Origin of the sequence: Bradyrhizobium sp. URHA0013, assembly GCF_000518345.1 — a bacterium.
GTDB lineage: Bacteria > Pseudomonadota > Alphaproteobacteria > Rhizobiales > Xanthobacteraceae > Bradyrhizobium.
In genome coordinates this window covers 365,007-380,984 of record NZ_JADK01000007.1, presented here as the reverse complement: position 1 = coordinate 380,984, position 15,978 = coordinate 365,007, and the positions used below count along the sequence as shown (strand labels likewise).

Sequence of the window (15,978 nt, the reverse complement as noted above, 5' to 3'; positions counted from 1 at the left end):
ACGGCTTGCGTTGTCGGAGGGACCATGATGTTCAGGATAGTGGCGATCGTCGCGGGTCTGGGGCTGGCACTGGCCGCCACGGCGGAGGCCCAGACGCCGCGCAAGGGCGGAACCGTCCGCATGACCGCGCCTTATGGGTCGAGCTTCACAAGCTTGGACATTCACACCACGCAGCGCGCCCAGGACGAGATCTACGCCAAGGCCCTGCACCGGTCGCTCTACATCTGGAATTCCACGGAAGGCAAGCCGGTTCTGGAGCTTGCCAAGGAGGACGTCGTCTCGGGCGGAGGTCTCGTCCACACTTTCAAGCTGCGCGACGACGCCTATTTCCACAACGGCCGCAAGATGACGGCCGACGACGTCATCTGGACCTACAACCGCATCATGGACGGCACCAAGGCTTATCCCGGCGCGCGCTATGTCCGCGTGATCGAGGGCGCGGCGGCGGTTGAGAAGGGCCAGGCCAAGGAGATCTCCGGCCTGAAGAAGATCGACGAGTTTACCATCGAGATGAAGCTGACCGAGAAAGTCGATCCTGGCTTCTACTTCTGGAACGCGATCACATCGATCTATCCCGCCGACGAAGCCGTCAAGGAGAGCTTTCTCCAGAAGCCGATCGGTCTAGGGCCCTTCAAATTCGTCGAGCACGTGCCGGGATCGCGCATCGTTCTGGAGCGATGGGACCGGTTCTACAAGCCCGGCAAGCCCTACGCCGACAAGATCATCGTGTCGGTCATGGGCGAGGCCGCGGCCCGCGATGTCGCTTTCCGCAACAAGGAGATCGACACCTCCGTGCTGGGACCGGCGCAATATGTCGCCTATCAGAACGACGCCGACCTCAAGGGCACCGTCGTCGAGGTCGCCGAGGTCTTCACCCGCTACATGGGGATGAATCCCGCGTTCAAGCCGTTCGCCGACAAGCGTGTCCGGCAGGCGATCAACTATGCGATCGACACCGACCTGATCATCAACAAGCTGGTCAAGGGCAAGGCCTATCGCGCGACCAGCTGGCTGCCGCTGACCTCTCCCGTCTACGACAAGGCCATGAAGCCCTACGCCTTCGATCCCGCCAAGGCCAAGCAGCTGCTCGCCGAGGCCGGCTATCCCTCGGGCTTCGAATTCGAATGGACCACCAGCCAGAACGAGAGCTGGGGCCTGCCGATCGTCTCGGCCGTGATCCCGATGCTGGACCGGGTGGGCATCAAGGCGAAGGTCAAGCAGGTCGAGACCGCGGTGCTGGCGGAGGTGGTCCGCAGCGGCGACTACCAGGCCTTCGTCTATTCGCAGGCGACCGGACCCGATCCCCAGGCCGCCCTCAAATGCTTCCACTCATCGACACCGCAGTCGGCCTGCAACTACATGAACTTCAAGAATGCCGAGTTCGACAAGCTGATCGACGAAGCCGGGCAGTCCGATGACGCTGCAAAGCGTACCCAGCTGCTGCAAAAGGCCAATGCTGTTCTCTACGAGGAGGCGCCGGTCTGGTTCTTCAACTACAACAAGGCCGTCATGGCGGTGCAGCCGTGGCTGAAGGGGATTCAGCTGAACGCGACGGAACTGACCCATCAGAACGTCGAAGACCTCTGGGTCGACGAGACCTCGCCCGCGAAGTGACACGCGCTCTCGCGCTCCCTCCGTCGCCATGAGCCGCGGAGGGAGAGAGGAAAAGTGCCGATGCTCTCGTTCCTGTTCCGCCGCCTGCTGCAGACCATTCCGACCGTGCTCGCCGTGGTGGCTCTGGTGTTCGTGCTGTTCAGCGTCGTTCCCGGCAGTATCGTCTCGTCCATGAGCGACGATGCCGATCCGCAGGTCGAGCTGCGCATGAAGAAGCAGCTCGGCCTCGACGATCCCGTCTATGTCCGTTTCGGCGCCTACATCGCCAAGCTTGCGACCGGCGATTTCGGAACCTCGTTCCGGACGCGCGAGCCTGTGACGTTCATGATCGCCAAACGGATATGGCCGACGCTCCAGCTCATCTTCACCGCCATGGCGTTTTCCGTCGTGATCGGCGTACCCCTGGGTTTCATCGCCGCGCTCAAGCCGGGAGGCATCGTCGACACGCTGGCCATGGTCGTGGCGGTGTCAGGCCTTTCGATCGCCAAATTCTGGCTCGGACTGGTGCTGATGTATCTGTTTGCATTGAAGCTCGGCTGGCTGCCGAGTTTCGGCTATGGCGATGGCGGACTGAAGTACCTGATCCTTCCGGCCGTGACGCTCGGCGTCTCGCCGATGGCGCTGTTCGCCCGGACCACACGCGCCGCGGTGCTCGAGATCATGACCGCGGATTTCGTCCGCACCGCGCGCTCCAAGGGCATGAGCGAGACGCGGGTCGTGAAGTGGCATGTGATGCGCAACGCGCTCGTCATCATTCTCACCACCGTCGGCCTGCAGTTCGGCGGATTGATGGGGCAGGCGGTCGTCGTCGAGAAATTGTATTCCTGGCCGGGCATCGGCTCGCTGCTGGTCGACAGTGTCCTGCAGCGCGACATTCCGGCCGTCCAGGGCTCCATTCTTGTCGTGGTGCTGTCCTTTCTCGCCATTAATCTGCTGATCGACGTGCTCTATGGGGTGATCGATCCCAGGATCCGATACGCATGAAGCTGCGCGCCAATCTCATCATCGGTGGCGCGCTGTTCGCGCTCGCAATCCTGGTCGGTCTGCTCGCGCCCTGGCTGGCGCATACCGATCCCGTCCTGGATGCCAATCTGCTCAACGCGGAGGAGCCTCCGAGCTGGACCTGGTGGTTCGGCACCGACGATCAGGGCCGCGACATCTATTCCCGCGTCGTCTATGGCGCGCGCGTCTCGCTGACGGTCGGCATCGTCTCGCAGCTCATCAACAGCGTCATCGGCGTGGCGCTGGGCCTGAGCGCCGGCTATTGGGGCGGCTGGTGGGACGATGTCGTCAACGGCCTGACCAATCTCATGCTCGCGATCCCATCGCTGATCTTCGCGCTGGCCATCATGGCGGTGCTCGGTCCCGGCCTCACCAGCCTGCTGATCGCACTCGGCTTGACCAACTGGTCCTTCACGTGCCGGATCGCGCGGGCCTCCGCGCTGTCGCTGAGGAGCCAGGGCTATGTGCAGGCCGCGACCGTGCTCGGCTACGGCGATCTGCGCATCATGATCACGCAGCTGCTGCCCAACATGCTAGGGCCAATCGTCGTCATCGGCACGCTCGGCATGGGCAGCGCGGTCTTGTCAGAAGCTGCATTGTCGTTTCTCGGCCTCGGTGTCCGCCCGCCGTTTCCGAGCTGGGGCAGCATGTTGTCGGACGCCCGCGACCAGATCACGACAGCGCCGTGGCTCTCGGTGTTTCCCGGCCTTGCCATTTTCCTGACGGTGCTCGGGCTCAATCTGCTCGGCGACGGCCTGCGCGACATCCTCGATCCGCAATCGCGGAGCCGGCGCACATGACCGGCGCGCCGCTGATCGAAGTCGAGGATTTGCGCATCGATCTCGACGATGGATCGCGGCGCGTTGCGGCGGCCGAGGGCATTTCATTCCGCATCGATCGCGGCGAGACCTTCGGTCTCGTCGGCGAATCCGGCTGCGGCAAGAGCATCACCGCGCTCGCCTTGATCGGGCTGTTGCGGCAGCCATTGTCGATCGGCGGCGGCGCCATCCGGTTTGAGGGGCGGGAGATCCAGCACCTTTCAGCGGCAAGGCAACGGGCGCTGCGCGGCAATCGCATCGCCATGATCTTCCAGGAGCCGATGACGGCGCTGAACCCGGTCTCGCCGGTGGGCCGGCAGATCGCCGAGATGTTCGTGCTGCACAAGGGCAAGAGCTGGCGGGAAGCTGACCGGTTGGCGGTGGAGGCGCTGGCGAGCGTCCGCGTTCCCGCGCCGGAGCGGCGCGTGAAGGATTACCCGCACCAGCTGTCCGGCGGTATGCGCCAGCGCGTGATGATCGCCATCGCGCTCGCCTGCGGTCCGGATCTCCTGATCGCCGACGAACCGACAACGGCCCTCGACGTCACCGTGCAAGCCGAAATCATCGAGCTGATGCGGAATTTATGCGCCGAGCGGGGAACCGCGATCCTGATGATCAGCCACGATCTCGGGCTGGTCGCCAATGTCTGTCGCCGCGTGGCCGTGATGTATGCCGGCCGCATTGTCGAGGAGCGCGGCTCGGCTGATATTTTCCGGGCACCCTCGCACCCCTATACGCGAGGCCTGGTCGCCTCGCTGCCGCGGCTCGGCAGTCGCGCCGCGCTTGGCCGCACACGGCTGACGGAGATCGCAGGTGTGGTCCCGGCCATCACGAATTTCCCCGACGGCTGCCGGTTCAATCCGCGTTGCGCCCAGGCGACCGATATTTGCCGGACAGTCGCGCCGGGAGCGGATTTTCTGGAGGCCGGCGGTCTGGTCAGGTGTCACCACCATGCATGAGCCGCAAGACAGGTTGGATGAGACACGGCCGGACGACGATGTCATTCTCAGCGTGAGGGATCTCGCGGTCCATTTTCCGCTCGGAGGCGGCCTGCTGGGGCGCGGCCGGCGGCTGCTCCGTGCCGTCGACGGGGTCGATCTCACCCTGAAGCGCGGCGAATGCCTCGGCCTCGTCGGCGAGTCCGGCTCCGGCAAGTCGACGGTCGCATTGTCGATCCTTGGCCTCGTGACCCCGACGCGCGGCCGCATCGTGCTGGACGGACAGGACGTGACCAACCGGCCATCCGGGGATCGCAAGGCGCTGGCCCGCATCGTGCAGATCGTGTTTCAGGATCCCTACGCCTCGCTCAATCCGCGCCAGACCGTTCGCCGCACGCTGGAAGATCCCCTGCGCGTGCATGGCGTCACGGCCAAGAGCGAGATCGAGGATCGCGTCGCGAAGATGCTGCGGCATGTGGGCCTGCGGCCGGAGCAGGCCGACCGCTACCCGCATGAATTCTCGGGCGGCCAGCGCCAGCGCATCGGCATTGCCCGCGCCCTGATCCTCAATCCCAGGATCGTCATCTGCGACGAGCCCGTCTCGGCGCTCGACGTCTCGATCCGCGCCCAGATCATCAATCTGCTGCTGGAATTGAAGGAAACCCTCGGTCTCTCCTACATCATGATCAGCCACGATCTCGGCGTCGTCGAACACATGAGCGACAAGGTCGCCGTGATGTATCTCGGCCGCATCGTCGAGAACGGCCATTGGCGCGAGATCTTCGAACGGCCCGCGCACCCCTACACCCAAGCCCTGATCGCCGCCATTCCCGATCCGCTGCGCCATGCACCGCTGGCAACGACAGGCGGCGATCTTCCCAACCCGCTCAATCCGCCGAACGGATGCGCCTTCAGCCCGCGCTGCCGTTATGCGGAAGCTGTGTGTCAGAGCGAGCCGGGGCCGGTGCTTGAGACGCGCCCCGACGGGCACGCGGTGAGGTGTTGGCGGGCGGAGGAGATTGCGGGGCAGGCGGCGTTGGCCTTGCCTGAGGGCCAGCCGCTCTAGGGTGGAAGGCGAGGTTCACTTCAGTCCAGCCAACACAACGTCACGGACCACCCGGATGGGCGGCATCCATTGCCTCTCATCGGCGTAATTTCCGCAGGTTATGGCCACCACGATATCGAGGTCGGGCATCGCGAACAACCGCTGACCACCGTAACCGAAGCCGCCGATCCAATGCGTGATGGGCCGGTTCGGCGGATGGCCGTACTGGAAGTTGCCGCTGTACCAAAAGTAGCCGTATTGACGCTGCTCGTCGCACGGGACGTAGGGCTGGAACGCTTTCGCGAGCCATTCCGACGAAACGATCTGGCGTCCATCCCACTGGCCACGGTTGAGGACCAATTGCCCAACGCGCGCAAGGTCGCGCGGCGTCATGCGCAGGCCGGATGCGGGTGCGGGTTGGCCGTTGAATCCTTTGGACCATTCGGTCGGACCAACCCCGATGGGATCGAACAGTCGTGTGCGCGCAAAGTCGGGTAGCGACTGGCCGACGCCTTTTACCAGCAAATTGCCGATAAGCACGGTTCCAGCCGCGCCATAGATCCAGCGCGCTCCGGGATCGGAAATGAACGGTCGGCTGAAGACGTAGCGCAAACGATCGGGCGAGCTCTCCATCTAGATTTCGCTGTTATTGGGATCCTGGTAGGGAATGTCCTCGTTCCAATCGAACCCCAGGGTCATGGTGAGCGCGTGCGCGACGGTCAGACGCTTGAGGCGGGCATCGGTTGCGACATCGGCATAGTCGGGAAATTGCGCGATCAGCGGTTGATCCGGCGCAGGCACCTTTCCGAGATCGAGGGCGATTCCGTAAAGCAGGCCGAGAACGCTCTTCGTGACGGAGCGCAGGTCGTGCAGGGTGTCGGGACCGAAGGCGACGCGGCCGAGAGAAGCGCCCCAGGCTTCGTCCTCGCCGGCGAAATAGCGTTCGAGCACGATCTTGCCCGCTCGCGTGACGAAGACACCATGCAGACCCCAAGCACGATTTTCGGCAATCAGTTTGTCGAGCCGCGCATCGAGATCCGGCACAAAGCCTGCCTCGGATGGCGTCATCGATTGCCAGTCGAACGGAGCCGAGGTAAGCGGACCTGCGCTCATGAGAAGCGCCCCTCCACCCATAAGCAGGGCCCGGCGACCAATTGCGGTCATGCGAATGTCTCCGATATGAGAAGTCTGCGCCCTCAGCGTGAGCCAAACGCTCACCGGATGCGCCATCCGCTGACACCTACCAGACGAGGGCGACGATTTGCGAGCGCCTTCTCGACCGGCAGCGCCCGCAGCCACGCGCGAAAACTGACGACCTCGGGACAATCCGCGGTGCCTTCAGGCGCAACCAGCCAATCGCCCAAACCCGATCCCTCATCGATCCGGTCGCAGCGATAGCCCGGATGGCGGCTGAGGCCGCGGGCGATCAGCAGGTCGACCTTGCCTTCGACCAATTCGTGCAGGCCGGCCGGATGCAGCACCCGCAAGCCGATCTCCGCATGCGTGCTGCGAAATTCTGCCAGATCGAGGCGGCGGAGGTCGAAGCCGCCATGGACCCCCAATTGCAGCAGCACCGCACCTGCCGGCCTCAATTGCGAGGTCGCTTCCGCAATGTGGCGAAAGCCTTCGGAGACCCCGGGCAGATAGGCCTGACCGGCGGCGGTGAGGATGAGCTGCTTGTGCAGCCGCTCGAACAGCTGCACGCCGAGGCGCGCCTCCAGGGCCTTCACTTGCTGCCCCACGGCGGCCGGCGTCACGTGCAGCTCGTGTGCGGCCAGCTTGAAGCTGAGATGCCGCGCGGCGGCTTCGAAGGCGCGGAGCGCGTTAAGTGGGGGAAGGGCGTAGGTCATCGGGCTCCATTTTGACACCGGCGGACCTTGGCCTTGCAATAGATTTTCTTGCGCTGAGCCGCAGCAATGATGCTTTGCGAAGCGGCGGTGGCTCCGGATACGGTCGACCCGCAATCCGGAGAAGACCCTATGCCCCCAGCTCACATCGTCAGCCACAATCCCGCAACCGTCCACGCTCCCGCCGGTGGTTACTGCATGGGACTTGAGGTGACGCAGCATCGTCGCCTGTTGTTCATCAGCGGCCAGGTGCCCCAGAGATCCGACGGCACCGTTCCTGACGGTTTTGAGGCGCAGTGCGAGCAGGCCTGGCGCAACGTGAAGGAGGTCCTCGCCGCCGCCGGCCTTGGCGTCGCGCATCTGGTCAAGGTCAACACGTTCCTGACCGACCGCAATCAACTCGTGACCAACCGCTCCATTCGTCGCGCGATGCTGGGCGAACACCAACCCGCGCTGACGGTCGTGATCGTCGAGACCGTCGACAGCAATTGGCTGCTGGAGATCGAGGCGATCGCCGCCGAATGAAACCGGCCGACATTGCAATGAGCCAATCATATCAGGTCTCCCATGGCTGAGATCATTCATCCGTTTTACGAAGCGCATCGTGGTGCAATGGAGGCTGCCATGCGCGAGCGGCTCGACCTGGCCGAAGCGATGTTGCGTGAGCGCGCGCAGCTTTCCGAGATCAACGGGATCAGGCAGGAGGTGATGGATGAATTCGAAATCGTGCTCACCCAGATGCCCTATGTCGGCGGCGCGGCAAGCCGCATGAGCGATTTCTTCATGCGTCTCATGAGCTTCACGGCGATCAGCCGGGTGCTGCGACGCCACGGCGTGCCGCTGGCCGTGATCGGCGAGATCGAGCGGGAAACCTACAAGGCGCAATTGCTCGCCGTATCGGAAGCCGAACGTCTCGCCTCGGGTCGTCAGTTCATGTCGGCTGAGAACCAGGCCCTGCTACGCGAGCAGGCGGCAAGAAGCGCAACCGAAAGCCATCAAACCGAGTTTCCGGAAGATTTCGTCTACGATTTCGTCGAGCCCGATACGGGTGACAGTTTTGAGTTCGGCATCAACTACAAGGCTTGCGGCTTCTGCAAGCTCGCAGCGCGCCATGGAGACAAGGAAATCCTGCCGAATATTTGCGGGCTCGATTTCGTCGCCTACGCAGCGCGAGGCATCCACCTGGAGAGGACGCAGACGCTCGCGGGCGGTGCGAGCCATTGCAATTTCCGGTTCTCGCGGCTTGCGCCGGATGAGAACGCCGAGAGTTAGGCCGCGCTCCCTTATTCCAATGCAGGTGGCCCTGAATTGCTCGCCTGCTGAAGGAGGCGTGGTTCTTGCGCGCGCTTATTCGAGCGGCACGTTGGCCTGCTTGACCACGGCCGACCATTTCCTGATCTCGGCATCCACGAAGCGGGTGAATTCAGCGCCCGATAATTTGCCGGGAGTGACCCCCTGTGTTGCGAACTTCTCGGCAATTGCCGGGGGGGCCAGAATCTCGCTCATGACCTCGACCAGCCTGGCATAGGCAGGATTGCCATTCGCTGCCGGCATGTACATGCCAAACCACGCCGTCGCTTCAAAATCTTTGACGCCGGCTTCATCGAGCGTCGGAACGTCGGGAAGCGACGCCGCGCGCGTCATGCTGGTGACGGCGAGGACGCGAATGTTGCCGGCCGAGGCGGCCGGAAGCACGGTTGGGAGCGTGTCGAACATGATCGGGATATGGCCGCCAAGCAGATCGTTCATCGCGGGCGCGGCTCCCTTGTAGGGGATGTGGATGATGTCGACGCCCGCCATTTGTTTGAAAAGTTCGCCGGACAGATGATTGGCGCCCCCGATTCCGGAGGAGCCGAACGAAAGCTTGCCCGGGTCCTTCTTCGCCAGCGCGATGAGCTCGGCGACGTTTTTCGCCGGAAAGTCCTTTGTGACCACGAGTGCGTTGGGCGCGCTCGCGACGACGGCCACGGGCGAGAAGGCTACCTGCGTGTCATAGGGCAGCTGGCGGAACAGGCTCGGATTGATGACGTGGTGGGTCGCGGCGATCAGCAACACGCTGCCGTCGGCCGGCGCTTTCGCAACCATCTCGGACCCAATGGTGCCTGACGCGCCGGCGCGATTTTCCACGATGGTCGAAACGCCGAGCCTGTCACCGAGGTATTGCGCGATGAAGCGCGCCAGAATGTCCGTGGTGCCGCCGGCCGGGAACGGCACGACGATCTTGATCTGGCTCGGAGGAAACTGCTGGGCTGACGCCAAGCCCAGCGGGATCGTCAACGATAGCAGCACCAGGCCGATAGCGAGCCAGAGCGTTCTCACCCTTGCCATCCGGTTCATGAAGTCCTCCCGTCGAGCGGTCGAAATGCGCTCATCTCGTTATGGTCGTCGCAAAGGCTGGGCGAGATCGACGCCGGTGCCGGGCTTTTCACCCGGCTCGGGCCGCGATTGAACCGGATGTCGGAAATTCGACCATGGCTTCACCGGCTGCGACGTGCTCGCCCCTTTGATTGCGGACCAGTACGTCGATCAGCACCCAATTTGATTTCTGCGTCGACTGCTTCGACTTCACCACGCCTAGCGGCTGGATGGTGTCCCCTGGCTTGACCGGCTTGAGCCAGCGCGTCTCAAGCCGCCGCTGAATGGCACCGGCAGGATAGGCCCAATCCGTCAGCATCCGGGTGATCAGCCCGAAATTGTTCATGCCATGCATGATGATGCCGCCGAAATTGGTCTTGCCGAAACTGTTCTTCATGTAATCGTCGTCGAGATGCAGGGGGTTGTAGTCGAGCGACCCGTCGCAAAACAGACGGATGGATTCGCGCGAGACGTCGAACTTTGGGCCGTCGATCATGTCGCCGACGGTGAGGTTCTCGAAGCTGGTGCTCATGCCATGTTTCCTTGTCTGCCGTTGCGATTAAGCGGGGCGGATCGTCTGGCCGCGGCCGGAACAAATGACGTCGCCATGCTGGTTGAAGAAGACGTTGTCGTGGACGACGAAGAGGCGCTCGCGCTTGATGAATTTGTCCAGTGCGCGTGCCTGCAGCGTGATGGTGTCTCCGGGCCGTGCAGCCTTGTTGTAACTCCAGGATTGACCGGCATTAATGGTCCCCGGCGTTCGCATCCAGTCGTCGGTGGGGGTGCAGGCGAACATCAGCAGAATGTGGATCGACGGCGGTGCGATCAGCCCGCCATAAGGAGTTTTCTTCGCGTAGGTCTCGTCGAAATAGAGCGGGTGATCTTCGCCGACGGAGCGGCAGTAGAGCTGGATAGCTTCCAGCGTCAGCTTGTAGGGGATCGTCTTGCGCGGCTCACCCGGGACGATGTCGTCCCACACCTTGCGCAGATTGGCGTCCTTCCAGAAATCGGTCTCGAATGCCGGCGCTTGCGTCATCGCGTCTCCTCCCATAGTGTTCGCCAGGCGAACAGATCATTCGTTTTGTGAACCACTATGCGCGGAGCTTGTCCGTCTCCGCAAGGGGCCGTGGCATTGCCAAAAGAGAGCGATGGATACGTTCGCGCGATTGAGCGAGGTTTCGCCCTGATCGAGGCGCTTGGCCGGTCCCCAGGGCGGCATACGCTTTCAGAGGCCGCCGTCCATGCCGGCCTCAACCGCGCAACGGCGCGACGCATGCTCGCCACCCTCGTTACGCTGAAATATTGCGAAGCCGACGGCCGCTATTTCCGCTTGCGACCTCGAGCTCTCGGTCTGGGCTTGTCCTACCTGAACGCCTTGCCGTTCTGGGGCTATGCTCAGCGTGCGCTCGAAGATCTTCGCAACGACATCGGCGAATCCTGCGCGCTCGCGGTGCTCGATGAAACTGATATCGTCTATGCCCTGAGACTTCCGGCGCGGCGTATCCTCTCCACCAATCTCGGGATCGGCAGCCGGCTACCCGCGCATCTCGTCTCGTTGGGACGTGTGCTTCTGGCCAACCTTACTCCGGAGCAGAAAGCCCAATATTTGGCAACCACGCCACTCAAGTCAGTGACGCCACGGACCATCATCGATCCCAAACGCCTGGCTCAGGAACTGCAACTGACGGAGGGGCGGGGATACGCCTGGGTCGATGGCGAGCTGGATCCGGCGATTTGCGGCATGGCCGTTCCAATTCGCGATCAGGGCGGCAGCGTCGTTGCGGCGATCAGCATCAATCTGATCTCCGGAACGCTGAACGAGGCGGCCGCAAAGAAACGATATCTCGTGCGGCTTCAGAAGACCGCCCAGGACATTCGGACTCAATCAGTGTCGTTGTCGTGATCAAGGATTGCGCGGCAGTAGTCGGAGCAGCGAACCGGGCGTAAAGCTCGCTTCGGAAAGCCGCGCGCCCTGTGGCAGATCTGACCAGACAATTGGCCAGCGCCATCGTGACATCCTGCTCCTGTTTTGCCCGACGAGTCAAACCGTCGCTGCGGTCGCATCATCGCAATTTCGGATTTTATAACTCGTTGAATTCCCACGCGGTCTCTACTGTGCATGGGGTTGTTTTCGCGCTTTTTGTTTTCGGGGGCCGCTATTCCACCGCTTTCTCCCTCAGCCGCTGCGCATAGACGTTGATGACCAGCGCCGCCAGCAGGATCAGGCCGCGGATCAGGATCTTCAGGAAGCTGTCGATGTTGACGTGGTCGAGGCCGTTATTGAGGACACCGAGCACGAAGAGCCCGACGATGGTGTTGCCGATGCCTCCGCGGCCGCCGAACAGGCTGGTGCCGCCGACCACGACGGCGGCGATGGAGTCGAGCAGGTAGGTGTCGAACTCGTTCTGCTGCGCACTGCCGAAATGAGCGACACCGAGCATGCCGCCGATCCCGGAGCACACCGCCGAGATCACCATGACGGCGCCGAGAATGAGCTTGACGTTGAGGCCGGAATATTCGGCCGCCTCGCGGTTGCCGCCGACCATGTAGACGTAGCGGCCAAAGCGCGTGTAGGTCAGCACCAGATGTCCCAAGAGCAGCATGATCGCGGCGACGATGACGATCCATGGGATGCCGCCGATCGATCCGGAGCCGAGCGTGGTGATCACGCCGGGCACCTTGTAGGCGATTTGGCCGCGCACCAGCAGCGCCGAGATGCCGGCCGCGATCTGCATCATCGCCAAGGTCATGATGAAGGAGGGGATGCCGATCACGGTCAGTCCCAGCGCATTGACGAGGCCGAGGAACGCGCACAGCAAAATGGCCAGCAGGATCGCCGCGGCGCCGGGCAGGGGAATGTTGGGAATGTTGACGTAGGATTCCTGGAGCGTGAAGTAGGCGACCGCGATGCCGGTGACGTTGGCGATGCTGGCAATCGAGAGGTCGATCTCCGCGCAGAGAATCACGAAGGTGAGGCCGACGGCGATGATTCCTGTCACCGACACCTGGGTCAGGATGTTGCCGAGATTGTCCAGCGTGGCGAAGGAGGGACTGGCCAGCGCAAAGAAGCCGGACAGGAAGATCAGCGTCAGGAACGGGGCGATGTTGCGCATCTGCGAGCGCAGGAACGGCGCAAGCCCTCGCGCCCGCTGCCCCGCCGCCAAAGCCGTCTCACTGCTCGCCATGGTGCTTCTCCGTCACGCCGCTTCCAGCAGGCGGTCCTTGCTGACCGGCTCGTTCTTGAATTCGCGCACCAATGCGCCGCGCTTGAGCACGAGGATGCGGTCGGCCAGCGACAGCACCGTTTCCGGCTCGGTCGACAGCACGATGATCGCGAGCCCTTTGGCGCGAAGATCGCGGACGATGTTGATGACGTCGTTCTTGGCACCGACATCCATGCCGCGGGTCGGTTCGCACAGCACCAGGAGTTTCGGCGGATAGGTCAGCCATTTCGCCAGCGCGACTTTCTGCTGATTGCCGCCGGAGAGCATGCCGAGATCGAGCCCGACCACTGGCGGCCTGATCTGGAGCTGCTCGACCTGGCGCTTTGCGATGTCGCGCTCCTGCGCCGGCTTGAGCAGCAACGCCGAGATGCGATCGAGAATGCTGATCGAGATGTTCTTGTAGACCGGCTCCTGGTGAAACAGCATCGCGCGCCGGCTCTCCGGCACCAGCGCCACGCCGGCCCGCCGCGCCGCCGCCGTGCTGGCGAAGGTCTTGGGCTTGCCCTCGACCGCGAGCGTGCCGCCGTCCGGCTTCAGCTTGCCGAACAAGATGCGCGACAGCTCCTGCTGGCCGCAGCCCATGAAGCCGTAGATGCCGAGCACTTCGCCGGCGCGGGCCTCGAAGGAGATGTCCTTCAGGCTGCGGGCCAGCGACAGCTGGTCGACCTTCAGGACCACCGCGCTGTCGCTCGCCCGCGGCAGCATCAGATCGTCGCTGTAGCTGTGCTCGAGCGCTTCGCCGCCGCGGCCGATCATGGCCTCGATCAGCGCGCCCTTGCTGGTCGCAGCACTTGCCGTCTCCGCGACCTTCCGTCCGTTGCGGAACACGGTCACCGTGTCGGAGACGCGCAAGATGTCCTCGATGAAATGCGAGATGAAGACGATCGCCGTGCCTTCTTCGCGCAGCCGGCGCAGCGTCGCGAACAATCGCTCGACCTCGGGTGGGGAGAGGGCGGAGGTCGGCTCGTCCAGGATGACGATGCGGGCGCCGGAGAACAGCACGCGCGCGATCTCGATCAGCTGCTGGAGCCCGATCGGGAGATCGCCGAGCCTGCTCATCGGATCGACGTCGATGCCGAAGCGGGCGAGCTGCTCGCCGGCCTCGCGCGCCATCCGCCGCCATTGCACCAGGCCGAGGCGGTTGGTCGGCTGGTTGCCCAGAAACACGTTCTCCGCGACCGTGAGGTCGGGCGCAACGGACAGCTCCTGGTGCACCATGGCGATGCCGGCGCTGTGGGCGTCGCGGGCCGAGCGGAAATGCGTCTCCTGTCCGTCGATCAGGAAGCGGCCGGAGAATTCGGTGTGCACGCCGGCGATGATCTTCATCAGCGTGCTTTTTCCCGCGCCGTTCTCGCCGACGAGACCATGGATCTCGCCGGGTGAGAGCGCGAAGTCGACACCACGAAGCGCCTCGACGCCGCCGAAGCTCTTCGTGATGCCCTGCAGTTCCAGGATAGGCGAACGATCCTCTCGCATGGAGGCTCAGATCAGGAAGTGATCCTGCATCCACTGCATGCCTGCGGCGTTGGCCTTGGTCACGACAGGACCGTCGGTGACGACGTTCTTGGGAATGCCCTGTCCGCTCTTTTCGCCGCCGACCACGGCGGAAACGCCCGCGATGATGGCGCCGCCATGAATCCGGCAGGACGGATTGCGAACGGTGGCGAACATGCGGCCTTCGCTGACCGCCTGGATCGCCGGCGGCATTGCATCGACACCGCCGATCAGGATGTTGGTGCGGCCCCGCGCCTTCATGATGTTGGCGGCCGCGAGCGCCATGTCGTCATTGTGGAAGAACGCCGCGTCGATCTGCGGATACTTGGTCAGGTAGGTTTCCCAGAGACGCGCGGTCTTCGACACATCCCAGTCGGCCGGTTGGGTGTCGAGCACCTCGATCCCGGGGAATTGCTTCACGACATTGTTGAAGCCCTTGGCGCGGCCCTGCGCGCCGGTGTGGCCGAGGGCTCCTTGCGTCATGATGATCTTGCCCTTGCCGCCCATGGCGTTGCACAGCGCCTGCGTCACGGAGGCGCCCATGAACTCGTTGTCGGGGGCGAGGAAGGAGTGGACGTTGATCTGGTCCAGCGGCGCGATCAGCGTGTCCATGTCGATCACGGGCGTGCCGGCGTCGATCATCTTCTGCACCGGCTGGGTGAGGGTGCCGATTCCGAACGCCTGGATCGCGACGAAGTCCCATTTCTGCGAGGCCATGTTGTCAATCGCCGCGCGCTGCTTCACGGCATCGAGCTGGCCGTCGAACCAAGTGACTTCGACATTGAACAGCTTGCCCCAGAATTCCGCGGCCTGCTTGCCCTGCGCGCACCAGGTGGCCTGGAGGCCTGCGTTGGAGAATGCCGCCTTCAGCGGCTTCTCGCTTCGTCCGACTTCGGCTGCAAGGGCGGGGTTTATGCCCATGCTGCCGAGGATGGCAGTCGCGGCGCCGGCGGTTGCTGCCGCCTGAAGAAGATCGCGCCTCGTCGTCGAGAAATCTTTCGTCCCGGACATCGCTCGCTCCCATACAATTTTATCTCGGCGCGTCATTGATTGCGCGACCGATGTCCGAAAGTGTCTCACAAGAGTTGGTGCCACTCAATCCGCAATCAACGGCGGGTCGCCGCGAGCCCGTGTTGGTGCAGCGCAAAGCGTCAGGCCGGGACACCCGCGAACGCGTCGATCTCGATGAGCAGTCGGTCCCAGGCCTGCGCGATGTCCTCCGACCATTCATCGCGGAGAAGATCGCGTAGCGTATCCCTGATGACGGCGAAGAAGGCGATGAACAGCTCGCGCGGCGTGCCGTAGCCATCGTGCGACGCGACCTCGCACGCGATCAACCGGAATTGCCCGCGGCGATCACCGGCGAAGTCGAGAATCGCCTCGATCGTGAGAGCCAGCATCGATCCCTTCACGAGTTCGCTGCCTTGCGTGCGGAACATCGCCCGTGTTTCGGGATGCTGTTCGAACAGCCGCTGATAGACGTGTGGCGTGAGATCGGTGCAGCGCGAGGCTGCAAGTTCAAAGCTCTGTTCGATCGGATTGGGAGAAGCATTCATCGGTGCTTGAGCCCCGCAGACAAAAAAAGAGCGGGGCCCTAGCCCCGCTCGAAAATTGTGTCGACCCTATTATCCCCGATTCTAA

Annotated in this window: 16 protein-coding genes and 1 pseudogene; 8 read left to right on the top strand and 9 right to left on the bottom strand. The window is 63.3% G+C overall.

Going from position 1 to position 15,978, the window contains the following annotated elements; all coding sequences use genetic code 11:
• The first annotated feature begins 24 nt into the window (after window positions 1-24).
• The 5 genes from N551_RS0111980 to N551_RS0111960 are packed head-to-tail and all read left to right on the top strand — an operon-like array spanning window position 25 to window position 5,438.
• A complete protein-coding gene (locus N551_RS0111980) occupies window positions 25-1,614 on the top strand; it encodes an ABC transporter substrate-binding protein (RefSeq protein WP_027567189.1) in 1,590 nt (529 codons plus the stop codon).
• A 60-nt stretch (window positions 1,615-1,674) separates the two neighbouring features.
• Entirely contained in the window at window positions 1,675-2,598 is a 924-nt protein-coding gene (locus tag N551_RS0111975; RefSeq protein WP_018455074.1) for an ABC transporter permease, read from the top strand.
• On the top strand, window positions 2,595-3,416 hold the full coding sequence (locus tag N551_RS0111970) for an ABC transporter permease (RefSeq protein WP_007603580.1): 822 nt from the start codon (window positions 2,595-2,597) through the stop codon (window positions 3,414-3,416). The genes N551_RS0111975 and N551_RS0111970 overlap by 4 nt, the downstream gene beginning before the upstream one ends.
• On the top strand, window positions 3,413-4,393 hold the full coding sequence (locus tag N551_RS0111965; RefSeq protein ID WP_027567188.1) for an ABC transporter ATP-binding protein: 981 nt from the start codon (window positions 3,413-3,415) through the stop codon (window positions 4,391-4,393). The genes N551_RS0111970 and N551_RS0111965 overlap by 4 nt, the downstream gene beginning before the upstream one ends.
• The gene (locus N551_RS0111960; protein WP_027567187.1) at window positions 4,386-5,438 is read left to right on the top strand and encodes an ABC transporter ATP-binding protein; all 1,053 of its coding nucleotides are present in this window, start codon (window positions 4,386-4,388) and stop codon (window positions 5,436-5,438) included. The genes N551_RS0111965 and N551_RS0111960 overlap by 8 nt, the downstream gene beginning before the upstream one ends.
• Before the next feature lie 15 nt (window positions 5,439-5,453).
• Here N551_RS0111960 and N551_RS39230 read toward each other — a convergent pair.
• Together N551_RS39230 and N551_RS0111950 are read right to left on the bottom strand one after the other, a co-directional pair.
• Window positions 5,454-6,485, bottom strand: a pseudogene (locus N551_RS39230) (serine hydrolase domain-containing protein).
• 146 nt (window positions 6,486-6,631) lie between these two features.
• Window positions 6,632-7,267, bottom strand: a complete 636-nt coding sequence (locus tag N551_RS0111950) for a LysR family transcriptional regulator (RefSeq protein ID WP_027567186.1) — start codon at window positions 7,265-7,267, stop codon at window positions 6,632-6,634.
• Between the two features lie 129 nt (window positions 7,268-7,396).
• Between N551_RS0111950 and N551_RS0111945 the strand changes: the two genes are divergently transcribed.
• Window positions 7,397-7,789: a RidA family protein gene (locus N551_RS0111945; protein WP_027567185.1), complete on the top strand. Its 393-nt coding sequence runs from the start codon at window positions 7,397-7,399 to the stop codon at window positions 7,787-7,789.
• Window positions 7,790-7,831: 42 nt separating this feature from the next.
• Window positions 7,832-8,536 carry an L-2-amino-thiazoline-4-carboxylic acid hydrolase gene (locus tag N551_RS0111940; protein ID WP_027567184.1) on the top strand — a complete coding sequence of 235 codons (705 nt, stop codon included), beginning with the start codon at window positions 7,832-7,834 and terminating at the stop codon, window positions 8,534-8,536.
• 75 nt (window positions 8,537-8,611) lie between these two features.
• On the opposite strand, the gene N551_RS0111935 is transcribed toward N551_RS0111940, so the two are convergent.
• The 3 genes from N551_RS0111935 to N551_RS0111925 form a co-directional block, all read right to left on the bottom strand.
• Complete coding sequence (locus tag N551_RS0111935) at window positions 8,612-9,601, bottom strand: tripartite tricarboxylate transporter substrate binding protein (RefSeq protein ID WP_081747820.1); 990 nt, start codon at window positions 9,599-9,601, stop codon at window positions 8,612-8,614.
• An 88-nt stretch (window positions 9,602-9,689) separates the two neighbouring features.
• Complete coding sequence (locus tag N551_RS0111930; protein WP_027567182.1) at window positions 9,690-10,151, bottom strand: MaoC family dehydratase; 462 nt, start codon at window positions 10,149-10,151, stop codon at window positions 9,690-9,692.
• Between the two features lie 27 nt (window positions 10,152-10,178).
• Window positions 10,179-10,655, bottom strand: a complete 477-nt coding sequence (locus tag N551_RS0111925) for a MaoC family dehydratase (protein ID WP_027567181.1) — start codon at window positions 10,653-10,655, stop codon at window positions 10,179-10,181.
• Between the two features lie 96 nt (window positions 10,656-10,751).
• Here N551_RS0111925 and N551_RS0111920 point away from each other — a divergent pair, with 96 nt between their 5' ends.
• A complete protein-coding gene (locus N551_RS0111920; protein ID WP_027567180.1) occupies window positions 10,752-11,522 on the top strand; it encodes an IclR family transcriptional regulator C-terminal domain-containing protein in 771 nt (256 codons plus the stop codon).
• A gap of 253 nt (window positions 11,523-11,775) precedes the next feature.
• On the opposite strand, the gene N551_RS0111915 is transcribed toward N551_RS0111920, so the two are convergent.
• The 4 genes from N551_RS0111915 to N551_RS0111900 all read right to left on the bottom strand — a co-directional run bounded on the left by N551_RS0111915 (window position 11,776) and on the right by N551_RS0111900 (window position 15,893).
• Window positions 11,776-12,804, bottom strand: coding sequence for an ABC transporter permease (locus N551_RS0111915; RefSeq protein ID WP_027567179.1), 1,029 nt, complete (start codon window positions 12,802-12,804; stop codon window positions 11,776-11,778).
• A 12-nt stretch (window positions 12,805-12,816) separates the two neighbouring features.
• Window positions 12,817-14,319, bottom strand: a complete 1,503-nt coding sequence (locus N551_RS0111910; RefSeq protein ID WP_027567178.1) for a sugar ABC transporter ATP-binding protein — start codon at window positions 14,317-14,319, stop codon at window positions 12,817-12,819.
• 6 nt (window positions 14,320-14,325) lie between these two features.
• Window positions 14,326-15,348 (bottom strand): sugar ABC transporter substrate-binding protein, encoded by a 1,023-nt coding sequence (locus N551_RS0111905; RefSeq protein WP_007610940.1) that lies wholly within the window; start codon window positions 15,346-15,348, stop codon window positions 14,326-14,328.
• Window positions 15,349-15,488: 140 nt separating this feature from the next.
• Window positions 15,489-15,893, bottom strand: a complete 405-nt coding sequence (locus N551_RS0111900) for a globin (protein ID WP_027567177.1) — start codon at window positions 15,891-15,893, stop codon at window positions 15,489-15,491.
• Window positions 15,894-15,978 lie beyond the last annotated feature (85 nt).

What these genes read in the sequence shown, in the direction of transcription:
- N551_RS0111905 (WP_007610940.1), bottom strand. Translation starts at nt 15,348, where the DNA reads ATGTCCGGGACGAAAGATTTCTCGACGACGAGGCGCGATCTTCTTCAG.
- N551_RS0111950 (WP_027567186.1), bottom strand. Translation starts at nt 7,267, where the DNA reads ATGACCTACGCCCTTCCCCCACTTAACGCGCTCCGCGCCTTCGAAGCC.
- N551_RS0111900 (WP_027567177.1), bottom strand. Translation starts at nt 15,893, where the DNA reads ATGAATGCTTCTCCCAATCCGATCGAACAGAGCTTTGAACTTGCAGCC.
- N551_RS0111965 (WP_027567188.1), top strand. Translation starts at nt 3,413, where the DNA reads ATGACCGGCGCGCCGCTGATCGAAGTCGAGGATTTGCGCATCGATCTC.
- N551_RS0111915 (WP_027567179.1), bottom strand. Translation starts at nt 12,804, where the DNA reads ATGGCGAGCAGTGAGACGGCTTTGGCGGCGGGGCAGCGGGCGCGAGGG.
- N551_RS0111980 (WP_027567189.1), top strand. Translation starts at nt 25, where the DNA reads ATGATGTTCAGGATAGTGGCGATCGTCGCGGGTCTGGGGCTGGCACTG.
- N551_RS0111970 (WP_007603580.1), top strand. Translation starts at nt 2,595, where the DNA reads ATGAAGCTGCGCGCCAATCTCATCATCGGTGGCGCGCTGTTCGCGCTC.
- N551_RS0111975 (WP_018455074.1), top strand. Translation starts at nt 1,675, where the DNA reads ATGCTCTCGTTCCTGTTCCGCCGCCTGCTGCAGACCATTCCGACCGTG.
- N551_RS0111930 (WP_027567182.1), bottom strand. Translation starts at nt 10,151, where the DNA reads ATGAGCACCAGCTTCGAGAACCTCACCGTCGGCGACATGATCGACGGC.
- N551_RS0111945 (WP_027567185.1), top strand. Translation starts at nt 7,397, where the DNA reads ATGCCCCCAGCTCACATCGTCAGCCACAATCCCGCAACCGTCCACGCT.
- N551_RS0111925 (WP_027567181.1), bottom strand. Translation starts at nt 10,655, where the DNA reads ATGACGCAAGCGCCGGCATTCGAGACCGATTTCTGGAAGGACGCCAAT.
- N551_RS0111960 (WP_027567187.1), top strand. Translation starts at nt 4,386, where the DNA reads ATGCATGAGCCGCAAGACAGGTTGGATGAGACACGGCCGGACGACGAT.
- N551_RS0111935 (WP_081747820.1), bottom strand. Translation starts at nt 9,601, where the DNA reads ATGAACCGGATGGCAAGGGTGAGAACGCTCTGGCTCGCTATCGGCCTG.
- N551_RS0111940 (WP_027567184.1), top strand. Translation starts at nt 7,832, where the DNA reads ATGGCTGAGATCATTCATCCGTTTTACGAAGCGCATCGTGGTGCAATG.
- N551_RS0111910 (WP_027567178.1), bottom strand. Translation starts at nt 14,319, where the DNA reads ATGCGAGAGGATCGTTCGCCTATCCTGGAACTGCAGGGCATCACGAAG.